The organism is Blautia sp. AF19-1 (genome assembly GCF_003479155.1).
GTDB classification, from domain to species: Bacteria; Bacillota; Clostridia; order Lachnospirales; family Lachnospiraceae; genus Fusicatenibacter; species Fusicatenibacter saccharivorans.
This window is the reverse complement of the sequence record NZ_QUGQ01000002.1, coordinates 184596-208774: the sequence shown is the minus strand read 5'-3', so window position 1 is coordinate 208774 and position 24179 is coordinate 184596. Positions and strand designations below refer to the sequence as shown.

The following is a 24179-nucleotide window of genomic DNA, read 5'->3' as shown; positions in this document are numbered from 1 at the left end:
TTACTTTCCTTTCTGTGTTTCGGCGTCCGCTATGCCAAGCGCCGCTTTTTCTTCCTGCGTCAGGAGACGGGCACTGCCCTTTGGCAGCGCCGGATCAAGTTTCAGGCTCCCCATCGACAGCCGTTTCAAATAGACGACCGTTTTTCCGACCTTCTCAAACATGCGCTTGATCTGGTGGAAGCGGCCCTCACAGATGGTAATGCGGATCCGGCTTTCAAAAATGCCAGGCTCTTTTTCTGTCGTTTCCAGAATGGTAAGCTCGGCCGGAAGTGTCGGTTTGTCGTCCCCAATGTCGAGCCCTTCGGCAAATGCCTGCCGATCTTCTTCTGTCACTTTTCCGTCAATCACGGCCTCATACACTTTCGAGACATGCGATTTCGGAGAGAGCAGCCGGTGGGAAAGGGCTCCGTCGTTCGTAATCAGCAGCAGCCCTTCGGTGTCCTTGTCGAGCCGTCCGACCGGAAAGAGGTCTTTTCTTGCCGCACCACTTAAAAGATCGAGTACGGTCCGGTCACGGCGGTCCTCCGTCGCAGAGACGACACCCGCCGGTTTGTGGAGCATCCAGTATTCCATTTTCACATAGGAAATGCTGTTTCCGTCCACAGTCACCTGCGCTTCATCCGGGTCGACTTTCAGTTCCGGGGCTTTTGCCGTAATTCCGTCTACGGCCACCCGTCCCTTCCGGACCAGGGCCTTTACTTCCTGGCGTGTTCCCACACCCATGTCCGCCAGATATTTATCGAGTCGTAATTTACTCATACCATCCGCCATCCTGCATAATATTTATTCTTTAACGTTCCGTTGTTTATTTTTCCCCAGCCAAGTGGGAAATCATCCAGGCACACAAGCACCCAGCCCTTTTTCCCCTGACACTCTTCCTCGGAAAACGAGAGTGTCTCACCCTTTAAGTAGCGCATGACACGGTCATCTCCCTTGGGAATGGTCAAACACGAAACGTATTCTTCTTTTTTCAGATACGCCGCCAGCGCCTGGGACGGCTCGAAGCGGTTTTTCTTTACGGTGCCAAGCGAAAGTCCGGTCCGCAGATAGCGCAGACCCTTTGCCGCACAGACACCTTCCGGCAGAAAATAGAGCTGGCCTTTCACAAGGGCAAACGAACCATTCTTCCAGTCCATGCGCACGCCAGCAAGAAACTCTTCCGCCTCTTTCGGCAGCTTCTTTGTCGTTTCCAAAAGTCGGGACGGCTGCCGTTTCCGGCTCTCTCCCTGCTTTTTCAGGAGCGCCACGAAATGGCCTTCTCCCTCCATCCGCTGCGGGAAAATATGAACGCACCGGGAAAGATCGCGGCCATTCACGGATACTCCCGGCGCAAACCCTTCGTAACCCGGGGTAATTTCCTGCACTTCCATATCCGGATGCGCATCCAGCAGCCCTGCGATGACCTCTTCATTCTCCTTTACAGAAAACGTACAGGTAGAGTACAGCAGCTCTCCGCCCTCTGCAAGCATCTGATACGCCTGCTCGATCAGTTTTTTCTGGATCGGCACATAATGCTCCGGCCCATTTTCACTGTAGTAGCGCAGCATTGAGCTCTCTTTTCGGAACATGCCCTCCCCAGAGCACGGCGCGTCAAGAAGGATCTTGTCAAAAAAGGCCGGATACAAGGTTACTAATTTTTCCGGATCCTCGCTCGTCACGAGAAGACGTCCCACTCCCTGGATTTCCAGGTTGCGCAGCAGCGCCTTCGCCCGCGAATTGCTGATATCGTTTGCCAGCAGCATGCCGCCCTCACCGATCCGGCTTCCCAGCTCCGTTGCCTTTCCGCCCGGTGCCGCACAGAGATCGAGCACACGGTCATCCGGCTCAATTGGAAGGCGGGATGCCGGTGTCATCGCACTCGGCTCCTGCAGATAATACAGGCCCGCATAGTAATCGGCATCCTTTGCCGGATTGCAGCTCTCTTCATCGTAATAAAATCCATTTGGGATCCACGGAACCTTCTTAAGCGGAATATCGGTCCGCCTAAGAAACTCTTCTGTCGAAATTTTTCCGTTGTTTACCCGCAGTCCTCTATGTACCGCCTCGTCAAATGTCTTGCAGTATGCCTCATATTCTTCCTCACCGAGCAGCTGTTTCATCTCCTGCTCAAAGGCTTCCGGCAGTGTGATCATATCCGTTTATCCCCTTTTGTTCTAAAGTTCGTCTGTAATTGCCTGTGCGCGGTATCCCTCTGCAATCAGATCCAGTTCTTTGTGGAACCGTTTTAACTCCTGCAGATCGTTCTGCGCATAGATGTGATAAAACTCATCCTGAATTTTTTCTACTTCGCGTTTGTTCGTCACCTTGTAAAGATTCTCGATATTATTCAGGATATCCGTGATCAGATTCCGCTGTATCTGGGAGGAATTCTGTGCATCCATAATCTCACTCCGCACAGAGGACATCTCATTATCCAGCACAATAATCGCCTTTGCAGCTGCGCTTAAGCGCTCCCGGATGTGATCCGGAATGTTTGCCTTATATTTGTACTGCAGCGAGTGCTCAATCGTCGCCCAGAAATCCATCGCCATCGTGCGGATCTGGATTTCCACCTGGATGCGCTTCGGGCCGTTCATCGTCTCCACGGTATAGTAAACAATGAGGTGATAGCTCCGGTAACCGCTGTCCTTCATGTGGCGGATGTAGTCTTTCTCGCTCTTAATCTCAATATCCGACCGCTTCTGGATCAGGTCGGCAACCTTTTCGATATCTTCAACGAACTGGCAGATGATGCGGATGCCCGCGATATCCTCCACCTGCTCCTCCATCTCTTCGGGCACAATGCCCTTTCTCTGCATTTTTTCCAGAATACTGGAAACACTCTTCACACGGCCGCTCACGCTCTCGATCGGTGAGTACAGCCCTTTTCCGTGGTGCTCCTTGATCAGATGCCGGAATTTCACCTGTAATTCCTTGACAGCCAGCTCGTATGGTTCCAGAATCTCATGCCATAACAGTATATCCATGTCCCCTAATCTCCTTTTTTGCTCCTGCTTTCAGCCATTTTTCTTATCGGATGGTAAACGTTTTGGAAATTCAATCCCCACCCTGTTACTTTATGCCTGTCTTTTCTGTTTTATGACTGTTTTTCAGAAACTTTTTTGAAATAGACACGGGCAGTTTTTTATGCCTGCCGTTTCGAAAGCTGCTCCAGAACGCGGCACAGGTACTGATACGTTCTCTCCACGGAGGAAATCGAAAGCCGCTCCTCGGTCGTGTGGATTGCTTTCATGTTCGGGCCGAAAGATACACAGTCAAGACCGGAAAGCTTTTCATAGAACAGACCGCATTCCAGTCCGGCATGAATCGCTTCCACTGCCGGTTTCTGTCCATACATGGCTTCATATTCCGCCACCATCAGATCGCGGAGGGCAGAATCCTCTTTATACTCCCATGCCGGGTACGCGCCCTCTACGTGGAACTCACCGCCCAGGAAACCGATCAGATACTCCAGCTTGTCGGAAAGGGCTTCTTTTGCACTTCCCACGGAGCTCCGCACACTTGCACACGCATGCAGGTGATCCGGCTCTAATTTCAGAATACCGAGGTTCAGGGATGTTTCCACCAGTCCCGGGATCTGGCCGCTCATCTTCTGTACCCCGTTCGGAAGATTCATCAGGAAAAAGACGGTTTTCTGCAGGCTGACCGGATGAAGCGCCGGTGCAGCGCCCTCGCCTGTTTTCTCTACCGTAACGGTAATACCGTCATCTGTTCCGCTGTACTCTCTGCAAAGATTTTCGCTGAAGCGTGATGCTTCCTCTTTTAAGATCTCTTTCTCTCCGCCGTCGATGGCAAGAAGCATGCGGGTTGTCCGCGGAATGGCGTTGTCTTTTAAACCGCCCTCCAGCTCGATCAGGGCATAATCCATCTTTCCTGCCAGTTCGTACAGGAAACGGCCCGCCAGAATGTTGGAGTTGGCACGGTTTTTGTGGATTTCCGTACCGGAATGGCCACCGGCAAGACCGGAAATCGTCACTTCCATCTGCTCACCCATCACTTCGCTTCTGCGCACCGGCAGATCCATCATGGCTGTCATACCGCCTGCGCACGATACGGTGAGAATGCCTTCCTCTTCAGAATCCATATTTAACAGTGTTCTTCCCTTTAATTCATTCCCGTTTAATGCTGCTGCGCCGAGCAGTCCGATCTCTTCATCCGTCGTAATCAGTGCCTCGATGGCCGGAAGCTGCAGATCATCCGATTCCAGCACAGCCAGCATATAGGCAACGGCGATTCCGTCGTCTCCGCCAAGTGTCGTGTCCCTGGCATAAATCTCATCGCCGTCGATGTGAAGCTCAAGGCCGTCCTTCGTAAAATCGTGGCTGCTGCCCGGCTTCTTCTCGCAGACCATATCGCAGTGGCCCTGCAGAATCACGGTCGGAGCCAATTCACATCCCTTCGATGCCGGGCGGCGGATGATCACGTTGTTGGACGCATCCTGATACCAGGATAATTCATGGTCCCTTGCAAACTGAACCAGATAGTCGCTCACTTCTTTTGTGTTTCCGGAGCCGTGCGGAATGCGGCAGAGCTCTTCAAAATAATAAAATACCCGTTCCGGTTTTAATCCTGCTAATACGCTCATTTTTTCTTCTCCCATCTTCTTTTTTTCAAAGCTTCGTCATACTCTATTTTAGAAAGCGGGAGGAGGTTCGAACGTCATGAAAAAATCACTTTTATTTCTCTCTTCCCTGCTTCTTTTTTTCTGTCTTCTTATCTTTCCCGCGCGGACTTTTTTCTATGCCTGCGAGGGTGTCAATCTCTGGTTTCATACCATTCTTCCGTCACTTCTGCCGTTTCTGATTCTGACATCTCTTCTTCTGGAAACAGGAGCCGCGCGGCGGATCTCTGCCCGTGCAGAAGTTTTTTTTCAAACGGTTTTCGGTCTTTCCCCGGCTGGGTTTTATGCACTTTTTCTCGGTCTTTTCTGCGGTTTTCCCATGGGAGCGCGCATCACTGCCCAGCTCTATGAGGCAGAAGAAATTGACCGGAACGAAGCGTGCTATCTTTTAACCTTCTGCAGCAGTCCGAGTCCTGCTTTTCTGTCTTCCTATGTTATCTTAACTGCGTTTTCCGGACAGATCCATCCCGGGTTCGTCTTCGGCGTGCTCTACGGTTCCAATTTTCTAACTGGTTTTCTGTTCCGGCTTGTTTTCCGCCGCTTCCGCCTGCACCGGCACACCGCCCATCGGACACATTCCGTGGAAAAAAAAGAGATGTCAAAACAGACTTCCAAAGGAAACCTGCTGGACACCTCTATCATGAACGGATTTGAAATCATTACACAGCTTGGCGGATACATCATCCTGTTTTCCATTCTGTCCGGACTTCTGATGGATCTGCATCCGTTTGGTTCCGCCTCGCCCCTGCTCTGCGGCGTGCTGGAAATCACGACGGGAATCGCACAGCTTGCCGCGTCCTCTCTTCCTTACGCCGGAAAAGTCTCTGCTATCCTTACCTGCGCCGCCTTCGGCGGTCTCTCTGTCGCTGCCCAGACAAACTGTATGATCCATAACAGCGGTCTGCCCCTCTGGCCTTATCTTGCCGGGAAGCTCTGCTGTGCTGCTTTCGCAGGAACGCTTGGTTTATTCCTCTTCGCTTTCCTCTTCTGATGCCGGATCATATTCCGGTACGACAACTTCTTCCTCTGGCTGCTCTTCTTCCGGAGCACCCTGCGGGGAGAGCTCACTTCTGTTCTGAACAACGGTATTGTAGCAGCTTGTCAGGGATTCTACAAAGCTGTTGTATTTCTCTCCTGCATCGTTTAATGCAGTCGTCATAATATTGCTTAAGTTGGCAAGCATATCATCGGTATATCCGATGGCACCGAGACGGATGCTGTTGGCATCGTTGGTTGCAGCATCCAGGATTTCCTGTGCCTGCTGGTTTGCATTGTTGACGGTCTCATTTGCCTGTGCGTATGCTGACTGCATCACTTCACTCTGCTCTACCATCTCTCTTGCCTTTGCCTGTGCCTCTGCAATGATGGCATCTGCCTTGTTCTGTGCATCTGCCAGAATCGCATCTTTGTTGCTGATGATCTTCTGGTACCGTTTGATCTCGTCCGGTGTTTTCAGACGGAGCTCACGGAGAAGCTCTTCTAATTCTTCTTTATTTACAACGATTTTGGTGGTAGACAGCGGCTGATATTTACAGCTCTCTACATACTCCTCAATTTCTTCGATGATCTGTTCAATTCTGCTGCTCATTTTAATTCTCCTTATCTTTTATCCTGCGGCATTCCTTCTGAATTTCGGGCGGCATACTTTGCGCGGATTTCTTTTTCCACAAAATCCGGAACAAATTTGTGAATGTCGCCGCCAAAAGCAGCTACTTCTTTTACTACCGTGGAGCTGAGGTACGCATACTCCAGCGAGGTAATCAGAAACGTGGTATCTACTTCCGGTTCCAGAACGCGGTTCGTCTGTGCCATCTGCAGTTCATATTCAAAGTCTGTGATCGCGCGGAGTCCGCGGACGATCGTATGCGCCTGGCATTCCTTCGCAAAATCAACAGCGAGCCCGCTGAAAGAACGGACTTCGACATTTGGAATGTCCTGGGTCGCTTTCTTTAGTATATTAACACGTTCTTCCACAGAAAACAACGGAGATTTTGAGGAATTATGTAAAACTCCCACGATTACGCAGTCAAAAAGCTTGGATGCACGCAGAATGACATCCAGATGACCATACGTTACAGGGTCAAAAGTTCCCGGGTATACGGCTGTCTTCATGATTCTTTTACTCCTTCGTGTTTGCTTTTCGGGGTAAGGAATACATGGACATTTGTCTTATAGATTTTTTTCTTCAGAATTTCGTATCCGGCATCCTCCGCCCAGTCGAAATCAGTATTCAGCGATGCTTCTACAATAATTAAGGTATCCTCACCGATAAAAGAGGCGTCGCGGAACGCATACAGCACGTCCTTTTCCAGTCCCTTATCGTATGGCGGGTCCATAAAAATGCAGTCAAAAGGCTCCTGTCCCTGAAGCGACTGCAGAGCTGCATGCGCTTCCATGGGCAGGAGCACTGCCTGCTGTTCCAGCTTCGTAAATTTTAAATTCTGCCGGATACAGTCTGCTGCAGCTTTGTTCTGCTCTACGAACCACGCGCGCTCGGCGCCGCGGCTCAACGCCTCGATTCCGATCGCCCCGCTTCCGGCGAACAGATCGAGAAAACGCGCATCCGGCAGATACGGCTGAAGCATATTAAATAAGGTTTCTTTGATCCGGTCCGTCGTCGGCCGGGTCTGTCTGCCGGGAACCGTCTTTAATGGAAGACTCCGGCATTTTCCTGCTATTACTCTCATGTTGGTCTTATTTTCGTCCTTACTGTTTTTGTTTGATGGATCAGTCGGCTTTCAACTGCTCTCTCCAGTCCAAATCTCCTCTTGCAAGTCCCAAAATCAGAGACTCCGCAGTTCCGATATTTGTTGCAATCGGGATATTGTACTGGTCGCAGGTACGGATAATTTTGTAGACATCCGGCTCTTTCGGATTGATCATCGTCGGATTGTAAAAGAAAATTACCATATCCATATCGCCGCGTTCAATCATCTCGGTAAACTGTTTGTCTCCGCCTACGCTTCCAGGCAGAAACTTGTGTACATGAAGGTTCGTCACCTCTTCAATCCGCCGTCCGGTGGTTCCGGTGGCGTACACCTCATGTTTCATGAGGATTCCCTTGTATGCAATACAGAAATCCTCGATCAGACTCTTCTTGCTGTTGTGTGCTATGATTCCAATATTCATTACTGCAAACCGCCCCTTCTCCTGTTTTTACTACCATGTACAGCAATTATAACAAATTTATTTTCAATACGCAATTCTTTTTGTGAATTTTTTACACAGTTTTTATATTTTTTCTGCCGTTCCATTTTTCCTTCTTCTTTTACTTTCTCCGCTTTTCCGGAAAAAATACAGAATCTGGAAGTTTATTTTTGTTTTCTTTCCACATACTATGACCGTAGCAGAACAGATGAAAAACACATCCGGATCTGCTTCACAGCAGCTTTTAACAAGCACAAAGATAAAGGAGGGAATGAACATGGCGAATCGTTCATCGAATACCGCAGCAGTACCAGAAGCAAAAGGCGCTCTGGACAAATTCAAATTTGAGGTGGCAAGCGAACTCGGCGTGCCGCTCAGTGATGGCTACAACGGTAACCTGACTTCCAAACAGAATGGTTCTGTCGGAGGTTATATGGTCAAAAAGATGATTGAGCAGCAGGAACGCCAGATGTCCGGCGGTTCTTCTGGCCAGTACTAATCATCCCGGTATAACATCCTGATGCCGGAACAGGCATCAAAAAGCGTGAGCTCTTTTCTTTTCGGAAAAGCTCACGCTTTTTTCTTGCTCCTGCAGAGCTGGTACATAATACTTACAGATCAATGCTTCCGGTTACATCATCATTGATTACGTAGTAAGCAGTAAATTCCTCCGGTTTTACATAAACCTTCAGGCTCTTTAATTCTTCTGCTTTCTTGCCATATCCTTCGATCCAGATCTGCTGGATTCTCTCGTACAGATCTTTCTCCTTGATTTCTCTTCCGCCGAACTGCAGAATCATCTCCTGCTCCGCTTCTTTCTTTGCTGCTTTTGCAGGTGATTTTTTCTCTGCCGGCTTTTTCACTGCTGCTGGTTTTTTCGGTGCAGCCGCTTTCTTTGTCGTTGTTTTCTTTGCTGTTGTGCGGGTTGTTTTTGCAGCTTTTGCTGCCGGTTTTTCTTCTGCTTTTGCAGGTGCTTCCTCTGCTGCTGCAGTTTCCTTTACAACTTCTTTTGCAACTTCTTTTACAGCTTCTTTCTCTGCTGCGGTTGTTTTTTCTGCTGCTTTGGTCTCTACTTTTACTGTCTCGTTCTCTGCTGTCTTAGCCTGGGCAGCTGGTTTTTTCTTTACCATATCTGTTTCCTCCCATTTGGACCGGCCCTGTATATTTTGGAAGAGCCGTCCTGCGAACTATCATTCAGGCGAACGCTTGACACTCACGGTCCGCACATTTTTTGATTCCTTGTTTATAATACATGAATTTTTTTGGCATTTCAAGTAATATCTGATTTCGCACGAATTTTCCACGAAATTGTACAGTCATTTTCCGTACTATCCAATCAGGCTGTTACTTTTATCCGATTTTGCATTTTAAAGCCGGATTTTTTTGTAATTTTTCACAATCCAATGTCGTGGTTTTCCAGATCAAGATACGATTTCATTACCTTTTTCAGCAGTTCATGCTCCGGTTTTTCAAAATAAGGATCGTCGGCAAGCAGTTCTGAAGCCGCCTCACTCGCTTTCTGCAGGATATCGGCATCCCGGAAAATATCTGCCATCTGGAATTCCATATCCCCGCTCTGGCGCGTTCCCAGCAGATCGCCGCTGCCGCGCAGTTTCAAATCTTCCGAAGCAATATAAAACCCGTCGTTCGAATGGTTCAGGATTTCCAGACGTTTGGCGGTCTCCTGATCTTTGTTTCCGCGGATGAAAATACAGTAGGACTGATGCTCTCCTCTTCCGACACGTCCGCGGAGCTGATGGAGCTGTGCAAGGCCGAACCGTTCGGCATTTTCCACCATCATCACCGTCGCATTCGGCACGTTGACACCGACCTCCACGACTGTCGTCGAGACGAGTACCTGGATTTCTCCGCTGGCGAACCGCTCCATGATCTCGTTTTTCTGCGCCGCCTTCATCTGTCCGTGCAGCATCTCTACTGTGATGCCCGGCAGCTCTTTTTTCAGGAGCTGTGTATAGTCGGTGACGTTTTCCGCTTCCAGACCCTCGCTCTCCTCCACCATCGGGCAGATCACATACGCCTGACGGCCCAGTTCGACCTGACGCGTGATAAAGCGGTAAGCTTTTGGACGGTAAGACGTATCCACCACACAGTTTTTAATCGGCAGACGCTTCGCCGGAAGTTCATCAATCACAGAAATCGAAAGATCTCCGTACAGAATGATAGCCAGGGTTCTTGGAATCGGCGTTGCACTCATAACGAGAACATTCGGCGGTTCCCCTTTTTCAGCAAGTGCCGTTCTCTGCCGGACACCGAAGCGGTGCTGTTCGTCTGTGATGACAAGCGCCAGATTTTTGTACTGTACCTTTTCCTGAATCAGTGCATGTGTGCCGATCACCATTTTGCAGCTTCCGTCTTCCAGACTGGCATAGATTTCCCGGCGTTCTTTTGCTTTCGTGGATCCAGTCAGAAGGCGGGGATTGTATTCCGTCAGATTGTTTTCTTTCAACAGAGTGCAGAGCGATTCATAATGCTGCCGCGCCAGAACCTCCGTCGGAACCATCAGCGCCGATTGGTAGCCGTTCTCAGCTGTCATAATCATTGCAAGGAATGCCAGAATCGTCTTTCCGCTTCCGACATCTCCCTGTACCAGCCGCGCCATGCGGGTATGGCCTTTTAAGTCCCGCTCCAGTTCGCCCCACACGCGCATCTGTGCATTCGTGAGACGGTACGGCATATTTTCGATGACTTCCTCCGTCTTCCAGACGGCGCGGATCGGGAACACATTGGTAATTCCCTCCGTCTGCTCTTTTAACTGCCGCAGGGACAGGATGAAGAGAAAAAACTCTTCGAACACAATTCTGCGCCGCGCCGTTGCCAGATGCTCCTGGTCTTTTGGAAAATGAACCTCATGGAGGGCATAATTGATTTCACAGAGTTCATACCGGGCACGGATTTTCTCCGGCAGATAGTCCTGCGCAGGTGCGCATCGTTCCAGCACCTGTGCTACGGCCTTGCTCACCATCTTGTTCGTGAGACCGGCTGTCAGCCCATAAACCGGCTGAAGACTTGCCAGAAGCTCATGGTATGCGGCAGGAGTGAAGATTTCCGGCTGCTCCATCACGAGACGGCCTGATTTTTCCTGTATCTTTCCGCGGAAGATAAAAACACTGCCTTTCTTCAGCGTGCTCCGCAGAAACGGCATATTAAACCAGGTAAGCTGCAGCCGCACCGGCTCCTCGTAGAGTTCCAGGACAACGACGCTCTTTCTCTGGTTTCCTTTTACCGACGGACTGTGGACAATTCTTCCGTATACCGCATTCTTTTCCTCTTGTCTGCATTCGCGAAGGGGAACCGGCTCTGCATAGCAGTCATAATCTCTTGGATAATAATGCAGAAGCTGCTGCAAATTGTAGATTCCTACTTTTGCAAACAGCTTCTCCGTTTTTTCACCGATCCCCTTCAGTGTTGTCAGGGGTTCCGTATTCATATTTTTCTTTCCTTACTCTTATTCAACCGAAACGACACAGTAGTAAATCGGCTGTCCGCCATAGTTTACTTCCACATCGCAGTCCGGATATGCCTGCTCGATTTTTTCGCCAAGGCTTTCGGCATCTTCCTCACTCATATCTTCACCGTAGTAGATGCTGATCAGCTCGCTGTCCTCATCGACCATGGCGCGGATGGTTTCTTCTGCAACGGTAAGAATATCCTGTCCGACAGCGAGAAGTCCGTGATCGCCAAGTCCCATGATGTCGCCCTGATGGATCTCTTTCTCATCGATGTGGGTATCACGTACCGCGTACGTTACCTGACCGGTTTTCACCATCTGGATGCCCTCTGTCATGGCCTCCTCGTTCTCTTCTGCAGATTTCTCCGGCACATAGCTGATCATGGCTGTGATGCCCTGCGGAACGGTTTTGGTCGGAACAACGATGATATTTTTGTCCTCAGTCATGGCTTTTGCCTGATTTGCTGCGAGGATGATATTTTTGTTGTTCGGCAGAATAAAGATATTCTTTGCATTGACCTTCTCAATTGCAGTCAGCATATCCTCGGTGCTCGGGTTCATGGTCTGACCGCCCTCGATCAGGTAATCAACACCGAGTCCCTGGAAGATCTCTTTGATTCCCTCTCCGATGGACACGGCAATGAATCCGTTCTCCTTCGGCGGCTGTTTTGCTGCTTCTTTTCTCTTCTTATCTTCCTCTGCCTGCTGTGCTGCGATCTTTTCTGCGTTCTTGATCAGGCGCTCCTGATGCTCCTCACGCATGTTGTCGATCTTCATTCTGGTCAGCTGTCCGTACGTCAGCGCCTTGGAAATTGCTTTTCCAGGATCGTTGGTATGTACGTGTACCTTAACCAGCTCATCGTCTGCAACGAGAACGATCGAATCTCCGATTCCGTTCAGGAAATCTTTGAATGCATAAACCTCTTCATCCGGAAGCGGGTTTTCCAGCATAATGATAAACTCGGTGCAGTAGCCGAATTTGATTTCTTTTTCTGTCTCTTTGGACGGTCTGACAAATTCTGTCTTTGCTTCCGGCATCTCGAAATTCAGATCAATCTCTTTCCCGAGGAACGCGTCATATGCGCCCTGCAGTACGGTTAAGAGACCCTGTCCGCCGGAATCCACAACGCCTGCCTCTTTTAATACCGGCAGCATCTCTGGTGTCTGGGATAGCACGTACTCTGCATGCGCGAGAACGTCCTCGATGAATGCGTTCAGGTCTTCGCTTTCCGGTGCAAGCTCTGCTGCTTTCTCTGCTGCTCCCTTTGCCACGGTCAGGATGGTACCTTCTTTTGGCTTCATAACGGCTTTGTATGCAGTCTCAACTGCTTTTTCCATTGCCTCTGCAAGAATCTCTGCGTTCAGCTCTTCATAATCGCGGATCTTCTTGGTAAAGCCACGAAGAAGCTGGGAAAGAATAACGCCGGAGTTACCTCTGGCACCGCGCAGAGAACCGGAAGAGATTGCCTTGGAAAGGTTGTACATGTTCACTTCTGTGAGTGAGTTTACTTCCTTGACTGCGGACATGATCGTCAGCGTCATGTTGGTACCTGTGTCGCCGTCCGGTACCGGGAACACGTTCAGCTCATTGATCCACTCTTTCTTTACTTCCAGATTTTTTGCACCAGCCAGAAACATTTTTGCCAGTAAGCCGGCATCAATTGTATTTGTAGCCACTTTCTTCATTTCCTCCTATTACCATCAGTCGATGACGCGAACGCCTTCAACCAGGATGTTGATTTTTTCAATTTCCATTCCGGTGAACTCTTCCACCTTGTATTTCACATTATTGATCAGGTTATCTGTTACGGCAGAAATACTGACTCCGTAAGAAACAATCACGTGGAAATCCAGGGAAATTTTATTTTCCGAAATCGATACATTGATTCCGTGTGTCAGACTCTCTTTTTTCAGAAGTTTGACCAGTCCATCTTTCATGTTTACCGCTGCCATTCCGACAATGCCGAAGCACTCCACAGCAACGCTGCCCGCATACAGGGCGATTACATCCGGATTGATTACGATTTCTCCCAAGCCTGTATTCATACGACCTTTCATGCCTTGTATCCTCCAATTCCATCATACTATTCAAAACACATGGAGACAGGAATAACTGACTCCACTCTACGATACATTATAACCGCTTTTCCGCAAAAAAGAAAGTTTAAAATGAAAAACCTTCAAAATTCATATAATTTTTTCATTTTTTACTTGCAAAACCGGTATAGATCTGTTAGAATGACTTATGTTGTGAGTCTAAAATGCGTTTTGACTCAAGTACGTATGTCAAGGAGGTGCAATCATGGCAAAGTGTGCAATTTGTGAGAAGGGTGCTCATTTCGGAAACAACGTAAGTCATTCACATAGAAGAAGCAATAAAATGTGGAAATCTAACGTAAAATCTGTCAAAGTTAAAGTTGACGGTGTACCGCAGAAAATGTACGTATGTACTTCCTGCTTAAGATCCGGAAAAGTAGAGCGTGCATAAGTTGAATGGTTAAAAGGCCTTTCCAGTCCGGGAAGGCTTTTTTGCTGTTTAAAAATAGAATTAAGATTTTAAAAAAAGTTCTGGGAAGAGCAAACAGGACATAAGTTTTCGCTTATGCCCTGTTGTGCTCTATTTTTTATATTTTAAAAGGGAGAAAAAAATAGCGTGGTCTCTTAAGCTGAACCTGCCAACGATCCATATGCTTAGCAAAAGAAAAAGAGCATCCTACCGAAACTTTCATTCTGGTAAGACGCCCTCGTCTTGATCTATGATATTAGTATAGTTGGCTGATTCATTTAAGATGGACTTATTATAGCGCAGCTTTCTTCATTTTGCAAGTATTTCTCTGTACAAATCAGCCAGTTCATTTCCGATCTTTTTGTGCATCTTTCACTATTCCCCTGTATTGCAGAACAGATGATATCCCACGCACAGCAGCAGAGCGGCCGCAAGAACCGTAAGAAATGAGCTGCGGATCATCAGGCTGATGAGAAGCCCGACCCCCATCCAAAACAGCAGAAAACCTAAAATTCTGCACAAACGAGCTTACTCCTTATCCGCCTCTTGGTTTATTATATGCTCTACTTTCTCTGCGGTATACCCGTCCTCTTCCTTTTTGCCGGTAAAGCGGCTGATCAGATCCGGAGCCATGTCAATGATTTTGGTCACAGCATCCTGGTTTTTGATGTTGACCAGACGCGTTCCGTTTTTGCTGATGACAAGAACGGCGCTCGGAGAAATTTTTCCGCCCATACCGCCTCCTGCATTGTTCTTTGCATTTTCTGCAAATGCACCCGCTCCCACGCCGAAGGAAACGTCTACCAGCGGCAGAAGAATCGTATCCTCAATGTGGATCGCCTCACCTACGACCGTCTTTGTTGTGATAAAACTGTCCATTCCGCGGAACAGTGCTTCTACGGTATTCTGAAATGTGTTGTCCTTTTCTGCCATCTTTTAGGCCTCCTTGTGTTTGAAATGTCGTATGGTTTTCCGAAGATTCTGATCCCGGAATAATCGAAGTGCAATGCCGGCTGCTGTCACAGCCTGAAAACTTCCTTTCATCCGGACATCGCCCTGGAGAATTTCCTGTTCGAAATCCGGCTGGATGGAAAGGTCTTTCGGCAGTTTTCCATAAATCATACCCAGAATGCCGAGTGTCTCTCCGGTCAGTGCCGGATCGTTAAATCCGAACCGGACTGTGCCGGTTACTTTTTTCGGTGCTGCTTTCTTCAGGAAATAAAGCACTTCTTTCTTTGCATGGAGCAGCGCCTCACGGAACATCTTCGAACGGAAGAATTTTTTCACACTCTCCCACTTTCTTTTTAACCGTCTGCCTGCCTGGATTTTCTGCTCCAGTTTTTCAAGCAGACGGAACGGAAGTTCCAACAGCCGGAAAGCTGTCTGCAGCAGACGGCTGGCAAGATTCAGCAGTTTTTCCGGAAGATATTCGATCCTTCCGAAAAACCGTTCCAGAATGCTTTTTTTCGGCGCATCCGGTTCCTGCTCTTGCTCTGGCTGCTCCTTCTGTGCTGTCACCTTCTGCTGCTTTTCTTTCTGGTCCGGTGCTTTCTGCTCTGCTGTTTTTTCTGCTTCCAGCGCATTTTCTGTCTCATTTTCCTCCGTCCGGGGCACGGACGCTTCTCCCCGGCGGATCTTTTTCAGCCGCCGTTTCCATGTTTCCAGTGATGCCCCGAAAAGCAGAATCTGCGCCTCCGGCTTCTGTTCCTCATACGAGGCCGTCAGCGCGACGGCTCCGAAAAGCCACGATACTCTTCCGCTCGCTTTTACGCAGGCAAATCCCTCTTCTTCTTTCAGAACCTGCGCCCGGTAGCAAAAAGGAAGAAACAGGACGGTGCAGACGATAAGAAGCACGAGAAACAGTAAAACAAGGATTAAAATCCCCAGTGCCTTCAAAATCATGAATAGTATATGTATCATTCACATCCCTCAATCCGGTTCAGCAGCCATTCCCGGATTTTTACTTCTCCGGTTTCCCGATAAGTTTCCAATGCGATCGCCTCCACAAGCTCAAAAGCTTCCTCGCGCGACACGGCAAGTCCGACAATCATCGGACAGTTTCTCCGCACGGCCGGCTGCAAAAGCAGATCCGCCGGAATTACATCCAGATTGTTCTGCTGATTGGAAGGCAGTGTGAGGAGCCAGACTCCCGGAACTGCTTTTTTGTTCTCAATCCGGCGCATCCATTTTTTCTGTTTCTTTTTTGCAGTATCCCCGACGTACAGATTTTTATACCAGTTTACCATATTTTCCCTGAGCCTGTGGCTGAACCTTCCATAAATTTGCTCTCTTCAGTTCCAGATACTCCTGATAGGCCTTTTCCAGAATCTGCCGTTCATTGGAAAACTTCAGCAGATGATATGCTTCGTGATACTTGTAATAGCCCGAATCCACAAAGTATTCTTCTCTCTGTGGACGGCTGTAGTAGCCGGATGAGACCATCAGATACCAGTGCACCTCTTTTTCCACGGTGTCCTCCGGAATGCTGAAGCTGTACTGGCTTTTTCCCACGTACTTGATGATGGTGCCGTGTACGCCGGACTCCTCATATACCTCGCGGACAGCAGTCTGTTCATGGGTTTCTCCCGGCTCAACGGTTCCTTTCGGCAGAACCCAGCCTTCATATTTGTTGCGGTAGCTTTTGTAAAGCGTCAATATTTTTCCACGGTAGATTACGATACCTCCGCAGCTTACTGCTTCGATCATACGTTTTAAGCTCCTTCTGGCTTTTTCCATTCCCTGACAGCTCTTTTCTTCCCGCTTGCCGCCAGATCTTCTGTTAAAAAGTATACCTCTTTTCCCGCCCCCGCGCAACCTTAAAACCGCATCCTTTTTCTAACATTTTTCTAAAAATTCAGAAAACGCGCCCGAACCCATCCTTTCCGGTTCGAACGCGTTTTTTTCATCGTTTACTGCTGTGCATAATATGCTTCAATTACCTGTCTTGCAATCGGTACAGCGACTTCACTCGAATATCCGCCGTTTTCTGCCACAACAGCAATGACAATATCAGGATCATCCGCATTGGAGAATCCGACAAACCAGGAATGCGGTGTCTCTCCGTCGCTTCCGTGTTCTGCGGTTCCTGTTTTACCGGCGATATTGTACGGCAGATCCGAAAGTGAAACTGCAGTTCCGCTCTGGACAACGCCTTTCATCAGCTCTGTCAGCGTATTGGCTTCGCTCTCGGACATTACCGTGCCAAGAGACTCTTTGTAAAAGGTTTTGACTGCCTGTCCGTCCGCAGACACAATGTTGTCCACATAACGCGGTTTGATCATTTCTCCGTCATTTGCAACCGCGGAGGCGATCAGTGCCATCTCCATCGGTGTTACCAGCGTATCACCCTGGCCAATGGAGGTCTGCATCACAAGAGCATCCGCCGTTGTCGAATCAAGGTCGAAAGAACTTTTGCTGGTCGGAAGCTCCAGATCCAGACGGCTGTTCAGATACAGGGAATCCGCCAGCGAGCGGAAGGCATCTTTATCCAGCCCAAGGCCAATCTGTGCAAAGGCAGAGTTGCACGAATGTGCAAACGCACCTGCAAAATCTTCCGGTCCATGCACTTCACCGCCGGAGCAGTGAATCGTATAGTTTCCTGCTGTCAGCTCACCGTCACAGTCGAACGAAAAACCGTCCAGTGTGCCGTTCTGACGGAGATACGCAAGCGAAGTAACAATCTTGAACGTAGATCCCGGCGGATATCTTCCCTGCAGACCGCGGTTCAGAAACACGCCGCTCTCATCGTCTGCGTTCAGTGCCTCCCAGTCCTCATCAATCGTATTAGGATTAAAAACCGGATTGCTCACATTGGCAAGTACACGGCCCGTTTTTGCCTCCAGCACGACAACTGCACCGCGGTATCCGTCCAGTGCATCGGCCGCGGCCTGCTGGAGTGTTGTATTCAGCGTTGTATAGAGACTGTCTCCCGGGTTCTTCGCATCGCTGAATTCATTCTTTACCTGCTTTAACTTACTTGTATGGGACTCCATCAGCATATAGTTGTAGGAAGATTCGAGGCCGCTGTTTCCTTTTCCCGTGTAGCCAACCACCTGCGCAAACAGGCTGCCGAACGGATACGTTCTTACTTCATCCCCGTTTTCATCTGTCGTCGTCTTTGCCAGTTCCTGGCCGTCCGCAGAATAGATTGTTCCGCGGATCACGCGCTCTGCATAGTTATTCTGTCTCGTATTGTAAGAACTATTCAGAAATTCTTCTTTCCGCACGACATTAAAGTAAACGAGATACGCGATCAGCCCAAGAAACATGGCCACGAACAGGAACGAAACGATCAGATACGGCCCTGCGCCGTTGTTTGCCGCCTTACCAGTGGAGGCTGTTCTCGGTCTGCTCTTCGATCCGCCGTTCGAATTCATCCGGCTGCTCGCGGTACTTCTGGCGGGTTCCCTGTCCGTCGTTCCGGCTGCCGCTCTTCTTTCGTCTTTCGGTCTCTTCGTCCGGGCGTCGTTTTTTCTTGGCGCCTGGGTCGTTTTTCTGCTGGTTTCGTTTCTTCTTGTTTTGTCTTTTCTCAAGCTCCTCACCTTCGTCTTCCCTTAAGATGTACAATCCCTGAATGATCGACAGCATCAGCACCGTGGAGAACATAGAGCTTCCTCCATAGCTGACCAGCGGCAGCGTGATACCTGTCATAGGAATAAATTTAATGGTTCCTCCGATGGTGAGGAACACCTGTGTCGCATATTCCGTTCCAAGACCCATGGCAATCAGTTTGTAGAACCGTTTGCTCATCTTCATGGAAATATTGATAATCAGAAGGAATGTGGACATGCACAGCAGAATCAGGCAGATTCCGAAGATAATGCCCATCTCCTCACAGATCGCACAGAAAATAAAGTCTTTCGTTGCAACCGGGATAATGTCAGGCCGTCCCTCGAAAAGGCCGGTTCCGAACCATCCGCCGGAGCACATGCCGAAGAGTCCCTGTGCTAACTGGCTGCTGATATCCCAGTTTCCGATCGGATCCTGCCAGAGTGCCACACGGTTCCGTACATGGGAAAACAGGAAATACGCCACAACGCAGGCGGCACTCATTCCCGCAAGTCCCAAAAGCGGATATCTGGCTTTTCTCGTTGCCACATAGATTACAACCACGTACGCCATAAAGAAGACGAACGCAGTTCCAAGGTCGGTGGATGCAACAAGGATCAGCACATGAACTGCCGCAACGACCGTTGCTTTCACAACGTTTCCAAAGGAATTATCCTCGCGCAGCATGCCTGCCATAAAGAACACGAGTGTGATCTTGGCAATCTCGGAGAGCTGGAACGTAATGCCGTGGATTTCGATCGACAGCTTCGCACCGCCGGAAGTAAAGCCAAGCACCATAACGACGGAAAGCATGGCAATTCCGAGCACAGCGTAAATCCAGGTCAGATTTTTCAGAAACTTGCCCTTTCGGACAATGACCGGAATGATGAAGCAGAGCAGTGTGGATGCCGCCAGAATTTTGTACTGGGACATCGCCTTTGACACGCTCAGTCTCGTCAGAATAATCATGCTGATCGAGAGCAGCATACACATGTTGTTTACCAGGATCATCGATGCCTTCCGGTAAATCAGGCGGTACAGGATCTGTACGCCCAGGATATACGCCATCGTGAGCAGAAACATCTGAATCGTTGATACTTCGCCCTCCTGCAGGAACATCACGAAGAAACAGATGAAATTCATCAGAATGATCATGATGATCTGCCGCATCAGAATGTAATGGCGCTCATCCTCATCCCGCTCTTTGAGTGCAGCAAACGACTGCACGGTAAAACAGATCATGAGGAAGGTAATCACATATTTTGATAACTGAACAATGGTATTTTCCATAAATTCCCCTTATTTTTTCTCACCGTTTACTCTACTTTCCGGCGGAAATGGCCTTTGGTATATTCCTGTTCGGCCGGAACTGAGATTCCTTTACAGTACGTTCCAGCAAACGCAGCGGCGATTTCTTTTGTCTCCTCCAGTGTCTCGATGGTAAAATTCAGCCGCACCGCAGCCGGATGCATGGACCGGATCTCATCGGCTTCTTTTACCAGGCCGAGCGGAAGGCTGTTGTAGATCACACTGTAGCACGAGGTGCAGTAACTCTTCACCGGGAAGTATTTTCCCATCCGGTCTTTTAAGCGTACCAGAGAATAACTGTGATTGCAGCCGTTCAGGTTCTTCTGGACACACTGGGCGGAAACCATCATCGGAAGGTAGCCGTAGACCACCATTTCGCTGTTCGTATTGTCACGTTTTCCGATTTCCCGCTCGTTCAGCTCATACGGAACGGTATCACGCTGCACGCCCTGCTCCTGCCAGAATGCCTGCGCACGGCTGTTGTACGTGTAAACGCTGTAATCGAGCCGGATATCCTTTTCCATTCCCATCTCTTTCAAAAACGAAAAGCTTTCGAGATTGCGGATCAGAAAACCGCCAAGACCGATCTCCTTCAGACAGCGGAACGTGTCGCGGTATTCCTTCAGATCGCCTTCACGCACAACGTGCGGCAGCATCAGATAAACCTGTTTTCCCAGTTCTTTCGCCTGCAGGATGCCTTTTTCCGCCTGCTCTTCGAAGATTTCCCGTTTGAAGCATCCCATGCCGGCGTAGATCGTCGTGATCTCCGGAATCTCGAGCAGCGCATTCCACTGGGCTCTCGTCTCGGCAGATGCGGTCAGCTCCATTTTCTTTTCTGCCCTGCTTTCCTGGTCCGGTTTTCCAGATGCTTTTGCTTCCTGTTCCGGCTTTTCCGCTGCTTTTCTGCGGTATGGCTCTGTCATCTCTTTCACCAGCTGGTCCGAAACGCCTCTCCGCAGCTCGTTTAACGTCTGCATCGGCACGAAACAGTTGTCATCCATACAGACATCGAGTTCTTTGAAATAGAATGGTGTCTCGCCTGTCTTTTCCAGCTGTGTTTTTACGCGTTCCTCGGTCAGCGGCTGCTTCTTTGCCGGTTCTACCATGCCCGCCTCTGCTGTTACGCTGTATTTTCCGCTTTCTGCACTTAAGAACGCCGGCTGGCCCGGATACAGGGTCAGAAAGCCGGAAATCGGCTCTTTTGCCTCAGTCTCGATATAATCTCTCTGGATCTCATAAAAGAGCTGCTCATTTCTGCGCTGTTTCTTTTTATTTTCCTGCTCTTTTTCGTTCTTCAGCGCCATCATATCGCGTCCGTTTCTTACGGTATAATAGCTTTTGTTGAAACCGTCACGGTTATACAGCTCATACAGCTTTTTCATGTCCTCCGGCAGAACGTGGAAACGGGACGGCTTTTTCTCGTACAGATCGAGGTATTTGCGGTAAATGCTGACAACGCCCGCTGTATACTCCGGCTTTTTCATTCTGCCTTCGATTTTGAGGGACATAATCCCGGATTTTACAATCTCCGGCAGCAGTTCTACCGTACACATATCCTTCGGGCTTAACGGATAGCGGTCGCCCGGCTCCCCCATGCGGTGGTTGTCTTTATCGTACGCTTCGTACGGCAGACGGCACGGCTGCGCGCATCTTCCGCGGTTTCCGCTTCTTCCGCCGATCAGGCTGGAAAAAAGGCACTGTCCCGAATAGCAGTAGCAGAGCGCCCCGTGGACGAAGCATTCAATTTCAAGGTTGGTCGTCCGGTGGATTTTCTGGATCTCCGCAAACGAAAGCTCACGGGCCGGTACCACACGCGTTGCGCCAAGGCTCTCCAGGAAACGCGCTCCCGCAGATCCTGTCACTGTCATCTGTGTGCTCGCATGAATGTCGAGATCCGGGAACCAGGAGCGGACCGCCTTTAAAACGCCCATATCCTGGACAATCACGGCATCCAGTCCCTGCTCATAGTACGGACGCAGATACGGATACAGTTTCTCTTCCAGTTCCTCCTCTTTTAAGAGGGTGTTGACCGTCAGATACAGTTTCCGGTTCCGCAGATGGACGTAATCAATGGCTGAGAGAATCTCCTGCTCATCCAGATTTTTTGCATACGCTCTTGCGCCGAATGCGGCTCCGCCGAGATAGACGGCATCCGCACCGGCGGAAACCGCTGCTTTTAACGCTTCCATCGAACCGGCTGGTGCTAATAATTCTGTCTTCATCTTTATCTCCTAAAAACGGGCGATTACCTGTTCCGCAATCCCCCGTTTTTCCTTCTTTTACGCTTTTAATAAATCTTCCAGATCCTTATTTGCCTTATCAAGCTGCCGCTGCAGTTCTTCCATCTCGCCGCGCACATGTTCCAGCTCGATTCGTTTCTCTTCCAGCTCTTTTTTCAGATCGCCGGCCTGGATTTCCGCTGCAATCAGATCGTGCTTCATATCGTAGGTTTCCCGGTCTTTGGCTTCCATATCCTCTTCGAGGGTATCTACCTGGCTTTTTGCTTTGAAATAGTCGTCTGCAATGTTCAGTGCAAGCAGTGTGTGCTTCGTATCCACCGACAGGCGGTTGTATCCGGCTGACTGGGAAAGTTCGCTGATCTTCTGATTCAGATAAGCAGCTACTTTCTGCAGATATTCCGGGCTCTCATAGCCTCCCAGTGTGATAATTTTTCCATCTATTAAAACCTGTGTTGTATTTTTTACAGCCATTCTTTTGCTTTTCCTCCACTGAATTTAACCGGACCAAACTTCCGGCTAATATAACCTATCATATACCGAAAATGGAAGAAAAACAACCTTTTTCTGCAAAAAGCGACAGAAAATGAAAGATTCAGGGCTTTTACTCTTCGATCTTACGCGGTGCCTCCAGCCCCAGGTGGTGCCAGGCAAATTCCGTTGCCACTCTTCCGCGCGGAGTGCGGTTGATAAATCCGGATTTGATCAGGAACGGCTCGTAGACATCTTCGATGGTGCCGGCATCTTCTCCAATCGATGCTGCCAGGGTATCGAGTCCCACCGGACCGCCCTGGAACTTTTCCATAATGGTGGTAAGAAGCAGCCGGTCAGTCTGATCCAGTCCGTAACGGTCTACTTCCAGCAGATCGAGAGCAAATGATGCGACCTCTTTTGTGATTCTTCCATCGTATTTCACCTGGGCAAAGTCGCGGACACGCTTTAAAATCCGGTTTGCCAGACGCGGTGTTCCCCTGGAACGGCGCGCCATCTCAAGCGCTCCCTGCGGGTCCACCTCCACATTCAGTACTTTTGAGGAGTGCAGGATAATGTTGGCCAATTCTTCCTCCGTGTAAAATTCCAGATGGTGGATGACACCGAACCGGTCGCGGAGCGGGGCAGTCAAAAGACCTGCACGCGTTGTTGCGCCGACCAGCGTAAACTTCGGCAGATCCAGGCGGATCGAGCGCGCCGAAGAGCCTTTTCCGATCATGATATCAATCGCAAAATCCTCCATCGCTGGGTAAAGAACCTCCTCGACCTGGCGGTTCAGGCGGTGGATCTCATCAACAAACAGGACGTCGCCCTCCTGCAGATTGTTGAGGATCGCTGCCATCTCACCCGGTTTTTCGATCGCCGGGCCGCTCGTTACCTTCATATGGGTTCCCATCTCATTTGCAATGATGCCCGCCAGCGTTGTTTTTCCAAGTCCCGGAGGGCCGTAAAACAGCACATGATCGAGAACATCACTTCGCTGTTTTGCTGCTTCAATATATACTTTCAGGTTCTTTTTCGTCTTTTCCTGTCCGATGTAGTCGTCCAGGTGCTGGGGACGGAGCGAACCTTCGATTTTCACGTCCTCCTCGAGAACGTCAGTTGTGATAATTCTTCTTTCCATCGTTATAAGGTTTCCTTCTTCCACAATTTAGGACCATCTGCTAAAACATATGCTTCAATGCCGCTTTCAGCACAGCCTCGCTGTCCATGCCTTCGGTGATTTCGACTTTCTTTACTGCCTGCAGTGCTTCCGTTCCGGAGTAGCCAAGCGCAGTCAGCGCCTGTACCGCATCCTGGAAGGCATCCGGTTCGCCTGTCTGCCGTACCGCCGCAGCCGCCTGATTTCCTGCCAGCTTCTGCTCGAACGCTTCCTGCAGGTCGAATTTGTCTTTTAATTCCAGAATCAGCTTCTGCGCGGTCTTCTTTCCGATGCCCGGTGTTTTGGCAATCGCCTGGACATCTTCCGAGAGGACGGCAAAGCGCAGATTGTCTGCAGTAAGCGTGGACAGCACCGCAAGCGCCGCTTTTGGTCCGATGCCGCTTACGCCGATCAGCATACGGTATATTTCAAGATCTTCACGGGACAGAAAGCCGAATAGGGAAATTCCGTCTTCCCGCACACTCATATGGGTATATATCTTTAACTCTTCTCCCTCCCGGATGCCTGCGTCGAACATACTCGCTGGAATATTCAGCTCATAGCCGATTCCATGGCTTTCGAGAATCATTTTTCCTTCCGAAAGAGAATCTACAGTTCCTTTGATAAATGCAATCATGTTTTTCCTCCAAAGCGCCGTTTTCTTTTTTCGAAAGCGAACGCACATTCTATTATAGCAGAACTTTTCTCAT

At 49.4% G+C, this 24179-nt stretch carries 27 protein-coding genes; 3 read left to right on the top strand and 24 right to left on the bottom strand.

From position 1 onward, the window contains the following. From DWX26_RS02075 to DWX26_RS02060, 4 genes are all read right to left on the bottom strand, one after another. Entirely contained in the window at nucleotides 1-759 is a 759-nt protein-coding gene (locus tag DWX26_RS02075; protein ID WP_118600642.1) for a pseudouridine synthase, read from the bottom strand. Beyond that, nucleotides 756-2129: an RsmB/NOP family class I SAM-dependent RNA methyltransferase gene (locus DWX26_RS02070; RefSeq protein ID WP_118600664.1), complete on the bottom strand. Its 1374-nt coding sequence runs from the start codon at nucleotides 2127-2129 to the stop codon at nucleotides 756-758. The genes DWX26_RS02075 and DWX26_RS02070 overlap by 4 nt, the downstream gene beginning before the upstream one ends. A 24-nt stretch (nucleotides 2130-2153) precedes the next feature. Continuing rightward, a complete protein-coding gene (locus DWX26_RS02065) occupies nucleotides 2154-2966 on the bottom strand; it encodes a GTP pyrophosphokinase (RefSeq protein ID WP_055218019.1) in 813 nt (270 codons plus the stop codon). A gap of 158 nt (nucleotides 2967-3124) precedes the next feature. Then, a complete protein-coding gene (locus tag DWX26_RS02060) occupies nucleotides 3125-4585 on the bottom strand; it encodes an aminoacyl-histidine dipeptidase (protein ID WP_118600640.1) in 1461 nt (486 codons plus the stop codon). Nucleotides 4586-4661: 76 nt separating this feature from the next. Here DWX26_RS02060 and DWX26_RS02055 point away from each other — a divergent pair, with 76 nt between their 5' ends. Next, nucleotides 4662-5612, top strand: coding sequence for a nucleoside recognition domain-containing protein (locus DWX26_RS02055; protein ID WP_055265191.1), 951 nt, complete (start codon nucleotides 4662-4664; stop codon nucleotides 5610-5612). On the opposite strand, the gene DWX26_RS02050 is transcribed toward DWX26_RS02055, so the two are convergent. From DWX26_RS02050 to DWX26_RS17340, 5 genes are read right to left on the bottom strand one after another with little or no spacing between them, the layout of a single operon-like run. After that, nucleotides 5586-6209: a hypothetical protein gene (locus tag DWX26_RS02050; protein WP_055265193.1), complete on the bottom strand. Its 624-nt coding sequence runs from the start codon at nucleotides 6207-6209 to the stop codon at nucleotides 5586-5588. The genes DWX26_RS02055 and DWX26_RS02050 overlap by 27 nt on opposite strands. A gap of 11 nt (nucleotides 6210-6220) precedes the next feature. Beyond that, nucleotides 6221-6733: a pantetheine-phosphate adenylyltransferase gene (gene coaD / locus DWX26_RS02045; protein WP_022461888.1), complete on the bottom strand. Its 513-nt coding sequence runs from the start codon at nucleotides 6731-6733 to the stop codon at nucleotides 6221-6223. After that, nucleotides 6730-7308 (bottom strand): 16S rRNA (guanine(966)-N(2))-methyltransferase RsmD, encoded by a 579-nt coding sequence (gene rsmD / locus DWX26_RS02040; protein ID WP_022461889.1) that lies wholly within the window; start codon nucleotides 7306-7308, stop codon nucleotides 6730-6732. The genes coaD and rsmD overlap by 4 nt, the downstream gene beginning before the upstream one ends. A gap of 40 nt (nucleotides 7309-7348) precedes the next feature. Continuing rightward, nucleotides 7349-7750, bottom strand: coding sequence for a methylglyoxal synthase (locus DWX26_RS02035; protein WP_022461890.1), 402 nt, complete (start codon nucleotides 7748-7750; stop codon nucleotides 7349-7351). After that, nucleotides 7750-7875 carry a hypothetical protein gene (locus DWX26_RS17340; RefSeq protein ID WP_279220552.1) on the bottom strand — a complete coding sequence of 42 codons (126 nt, stop codon included), beginning with the start codon at nucleotides 7873-7875 and terminating at the stop codon, nucleotides 7750-7752. The genes DWX26_RS02035 and DWX26_RS17340 overlap by 1 nt, the downstream gene beginning before the upstream one ends. 170 nt (nucleotides 7876-8045) lie before the next feature. Between DWX26_RS17340 and DWX26_RS02025 the strand changes: the two genes are divergently transcribed. Further along, on the top strand, nucleotides 8046-8267 hold the full coding sequence (locus DWX26_RS02025; protein WP_022461891.1) for an alpha/beta-type small acid-soluble spore protein: 222 nt from the start codon (nucleotides 8046-8048) through the stop codon (nucleotides 8265-8267). A gap of 112 nt (nucleotides 8268-8379) precedes the next feature. Here DWX26_RS02025 and DWX26_RS02020 read toward each other — a convergent pair whose 3' ends face one another. From DWX26_RS02020 to DWX26_RS02005, 4 genes are all read right to left on the bottom strand, one after another. After that, nucleotides 8380-8898, bottom strand: coding sequence for a DUF6465 family protein (locus tag DWX26_RS02020; RefSeq protein ID WP_055265199.1), 519 nt, complete (start codon nucleotides 8896-8898; stop codon nucleotides 8380-8382). A 263-nt stretch (nucleotides 8899-9161) separates the two neighbouring features. Then, a complete protein-coding gene (gene recG, locus DWX26_RS02015; RefSeq protein ID WP_117508994.1) occupies nucleotides 9162-11216 on the bottom strand; it encodes an ATP-dependent DNA helicase RecG in 2055 nt (684 codons plus the stop codon). Nucleotides 11217-11234: 18 nt separating this feature from the next. Beyond that, complete coding sequence (locus DWX26_RS02010; protein ID WP_055226532.1) at nucleotides 11235-12914, bottom strand: DAK2 domain-containing protein; 1680 nt, start codon at nucleotides 12912-12914, stop codon at nucleotides 11235-11237. A 24-nt stretch (nucleotides 12915-12938) separates the two neighbouring features. Then, entirely contained in the window at nucleotides 12939-13295 is a 357-nt protein-coding gene (locus DWX26_RS02005) for an Asp23/Gls24 family envelope stress response protein (RefSeq protein ID WP_022461895.1), read from the bottom strand. A gap of 244 nt (nucleotides 13296-13539) precedes the next feature. Between DWX26_RS02005 and rpmB the strand changes: the two genes are divergently transcribed. Then, entirely contained in the window at nucleotides 13540-13725 is a 186-nt protein-coding gene (gene rpmB / locus DWX26_RS02000) for a 50S ribosomal protein L28 (RefSeq protein ID WP_022461896.1), read from the top strand. A 393-nt stretch (nucleotides 13726-14118) separates the two neighbouring features. On the opposite strand, the gene DWX26_RS16825 is transcribed toward rpmB, so the two are convergent. The 11 genes from DWX26_RS16825 to ruvA form a co-directional block, all read right to left on the bottom strand. Next, nucleotides 14119-14265, bottom strand: coding sequence for a hypothetical protein (locus tag DWX26_RS16825; RefSeq protein WP_167622772.1), 147 nt, complete (start codon nucleotides 14263-14265; stop codon nucleotides 14119-14121). Between the two features lie 6 nt (nucleotides 14266-14271). Then, the gene (locus DWX26_RS01995; RefSeq protein WP_117760321.1) at nucleotides 14272-14676 is read right to left on the bottom strand and encodes a GerW family sporulation protein; all 405 of its coding nucleotides are present in this window, start codon (nucleotides 14674-14676) and stop codon (nucleotides 14272-14274) included. A 3-nt stretch (nucleotides 14677-14679) separates the two neighbouring features. Next, nucleotides 14680-15663: a DUF2953 domain-containing protein gene (locus DWX26_RS01990; protein WP_118600638.1), complete on the bottom strand. Its 984-nt coding sequence runs from the start codon at nucleotides 15661-15663 to the stop codon at nucleotides 14680-14682. Beyond that, nucleotides 15660-15989 (bottom strand): hypothetical protein, encoded by a 330-nt coding sequence (locus tag DWX26_RS01985; protein WP_022461899.1) that lies wholly within the window; start codon nucleotides 15987-15989, stop codon nucleotides 15660-15662. The genes DWX26_RS01990 and DWX26_RS01985 overlap by 4 nt, the downstream gene beginning before the upstream one ends. After that, complete coding sequence (locus DWX26_RS01980; RefSeq protein WP_117508996.1) at nucleotides 15973-16449, bottom strand: NUDIX hydrolase; 477 nt, start codon at nucleotides 16447-16449, stop codon at nucleotides 15973-15975. The genes DWX26_RS01985 and DWX26_RS01980 overlap by 17 nt, the downstream gene beginning before the upstream one ends. A 203-nt stretch (nucleotides 16450-16652) precedes the next feature. Further along, nucleotides 16653-18011 (bottom strand): peptidoglycan D,D-transpeptidase FtsI family protein, encoded by a 1359-nt coding sequence (locus DWX26_RS01975; protein WP_179964624.1) that lies wholly within the window; start codon nucleotides 18009-18011, stop codon nucleotides 16653-16655. A gap of 55 nt (nucleotides 18012-18066) precedes the next feature. After that, nucleotides 18067-19581: an FtsW/RodA/SpoVE family cell cycle protein gene (locus DWX26_RS01970; RefSeq protein WP_117508997.1), complete on the bottom strand. Its 1515-nt coding sequence runs from the start codon at nucleotides 19579-19581 to the stop codon at nucleotides 18067-18069. 26 nt (nucleotides 19582-19607) lie between these two features. After that, nucleotides 19608-21821 (bottom strand): U32 family peptidase, encoded by a 2214-nt coding sequence (locus DWX26_RS01965; protein WP_118600636.1) that lies wholly within the window; start codon nucleotides 21819-21821, stop codon nucleotides 19608-19610. A gap of 57 nt (nucleotides 21822-21878) precedes the next feature. Beyond that, entirely contained in the window at nucleotides 21879-22310 is a 432-nt protein-coding gene (gene zapA, locus DWX26_RS01960; protein WP_055226374.1) for a cell division protein ZapA, read from the bottom strand. Nucleotides 22311-22440: 130 nt separating this feature from the next. Beyond that, nucleotides 22441-23451 carry a Holliday junction branch migration DNA helicase RuvB gene (gene ruvB / locus DWX26_RS01955; protein WP_022461905.1) on the bottom strand — a complete coding sequence of 337 codons (1011 nt, stop codon included), beginning with the start codon at nucleotides 23449-23451 and terminating at the stop codon, nucleotides 22441-22443. Nucleotides 23452-23491: 40 nt separating this feature from the next. Then, a complete protein-coding gene (gene ruvA / locus DWX26_RS01950; RefSeq protein WP_117508999.1) occupies nucleotides 23492-24106 on the bottom strand; it encodes a Holliday junction branch migration protein RuvA in 615 nt (204 codons plus the stop codon). Nucleotides 24107-24179: the final 73 nt, after the last annotated feature.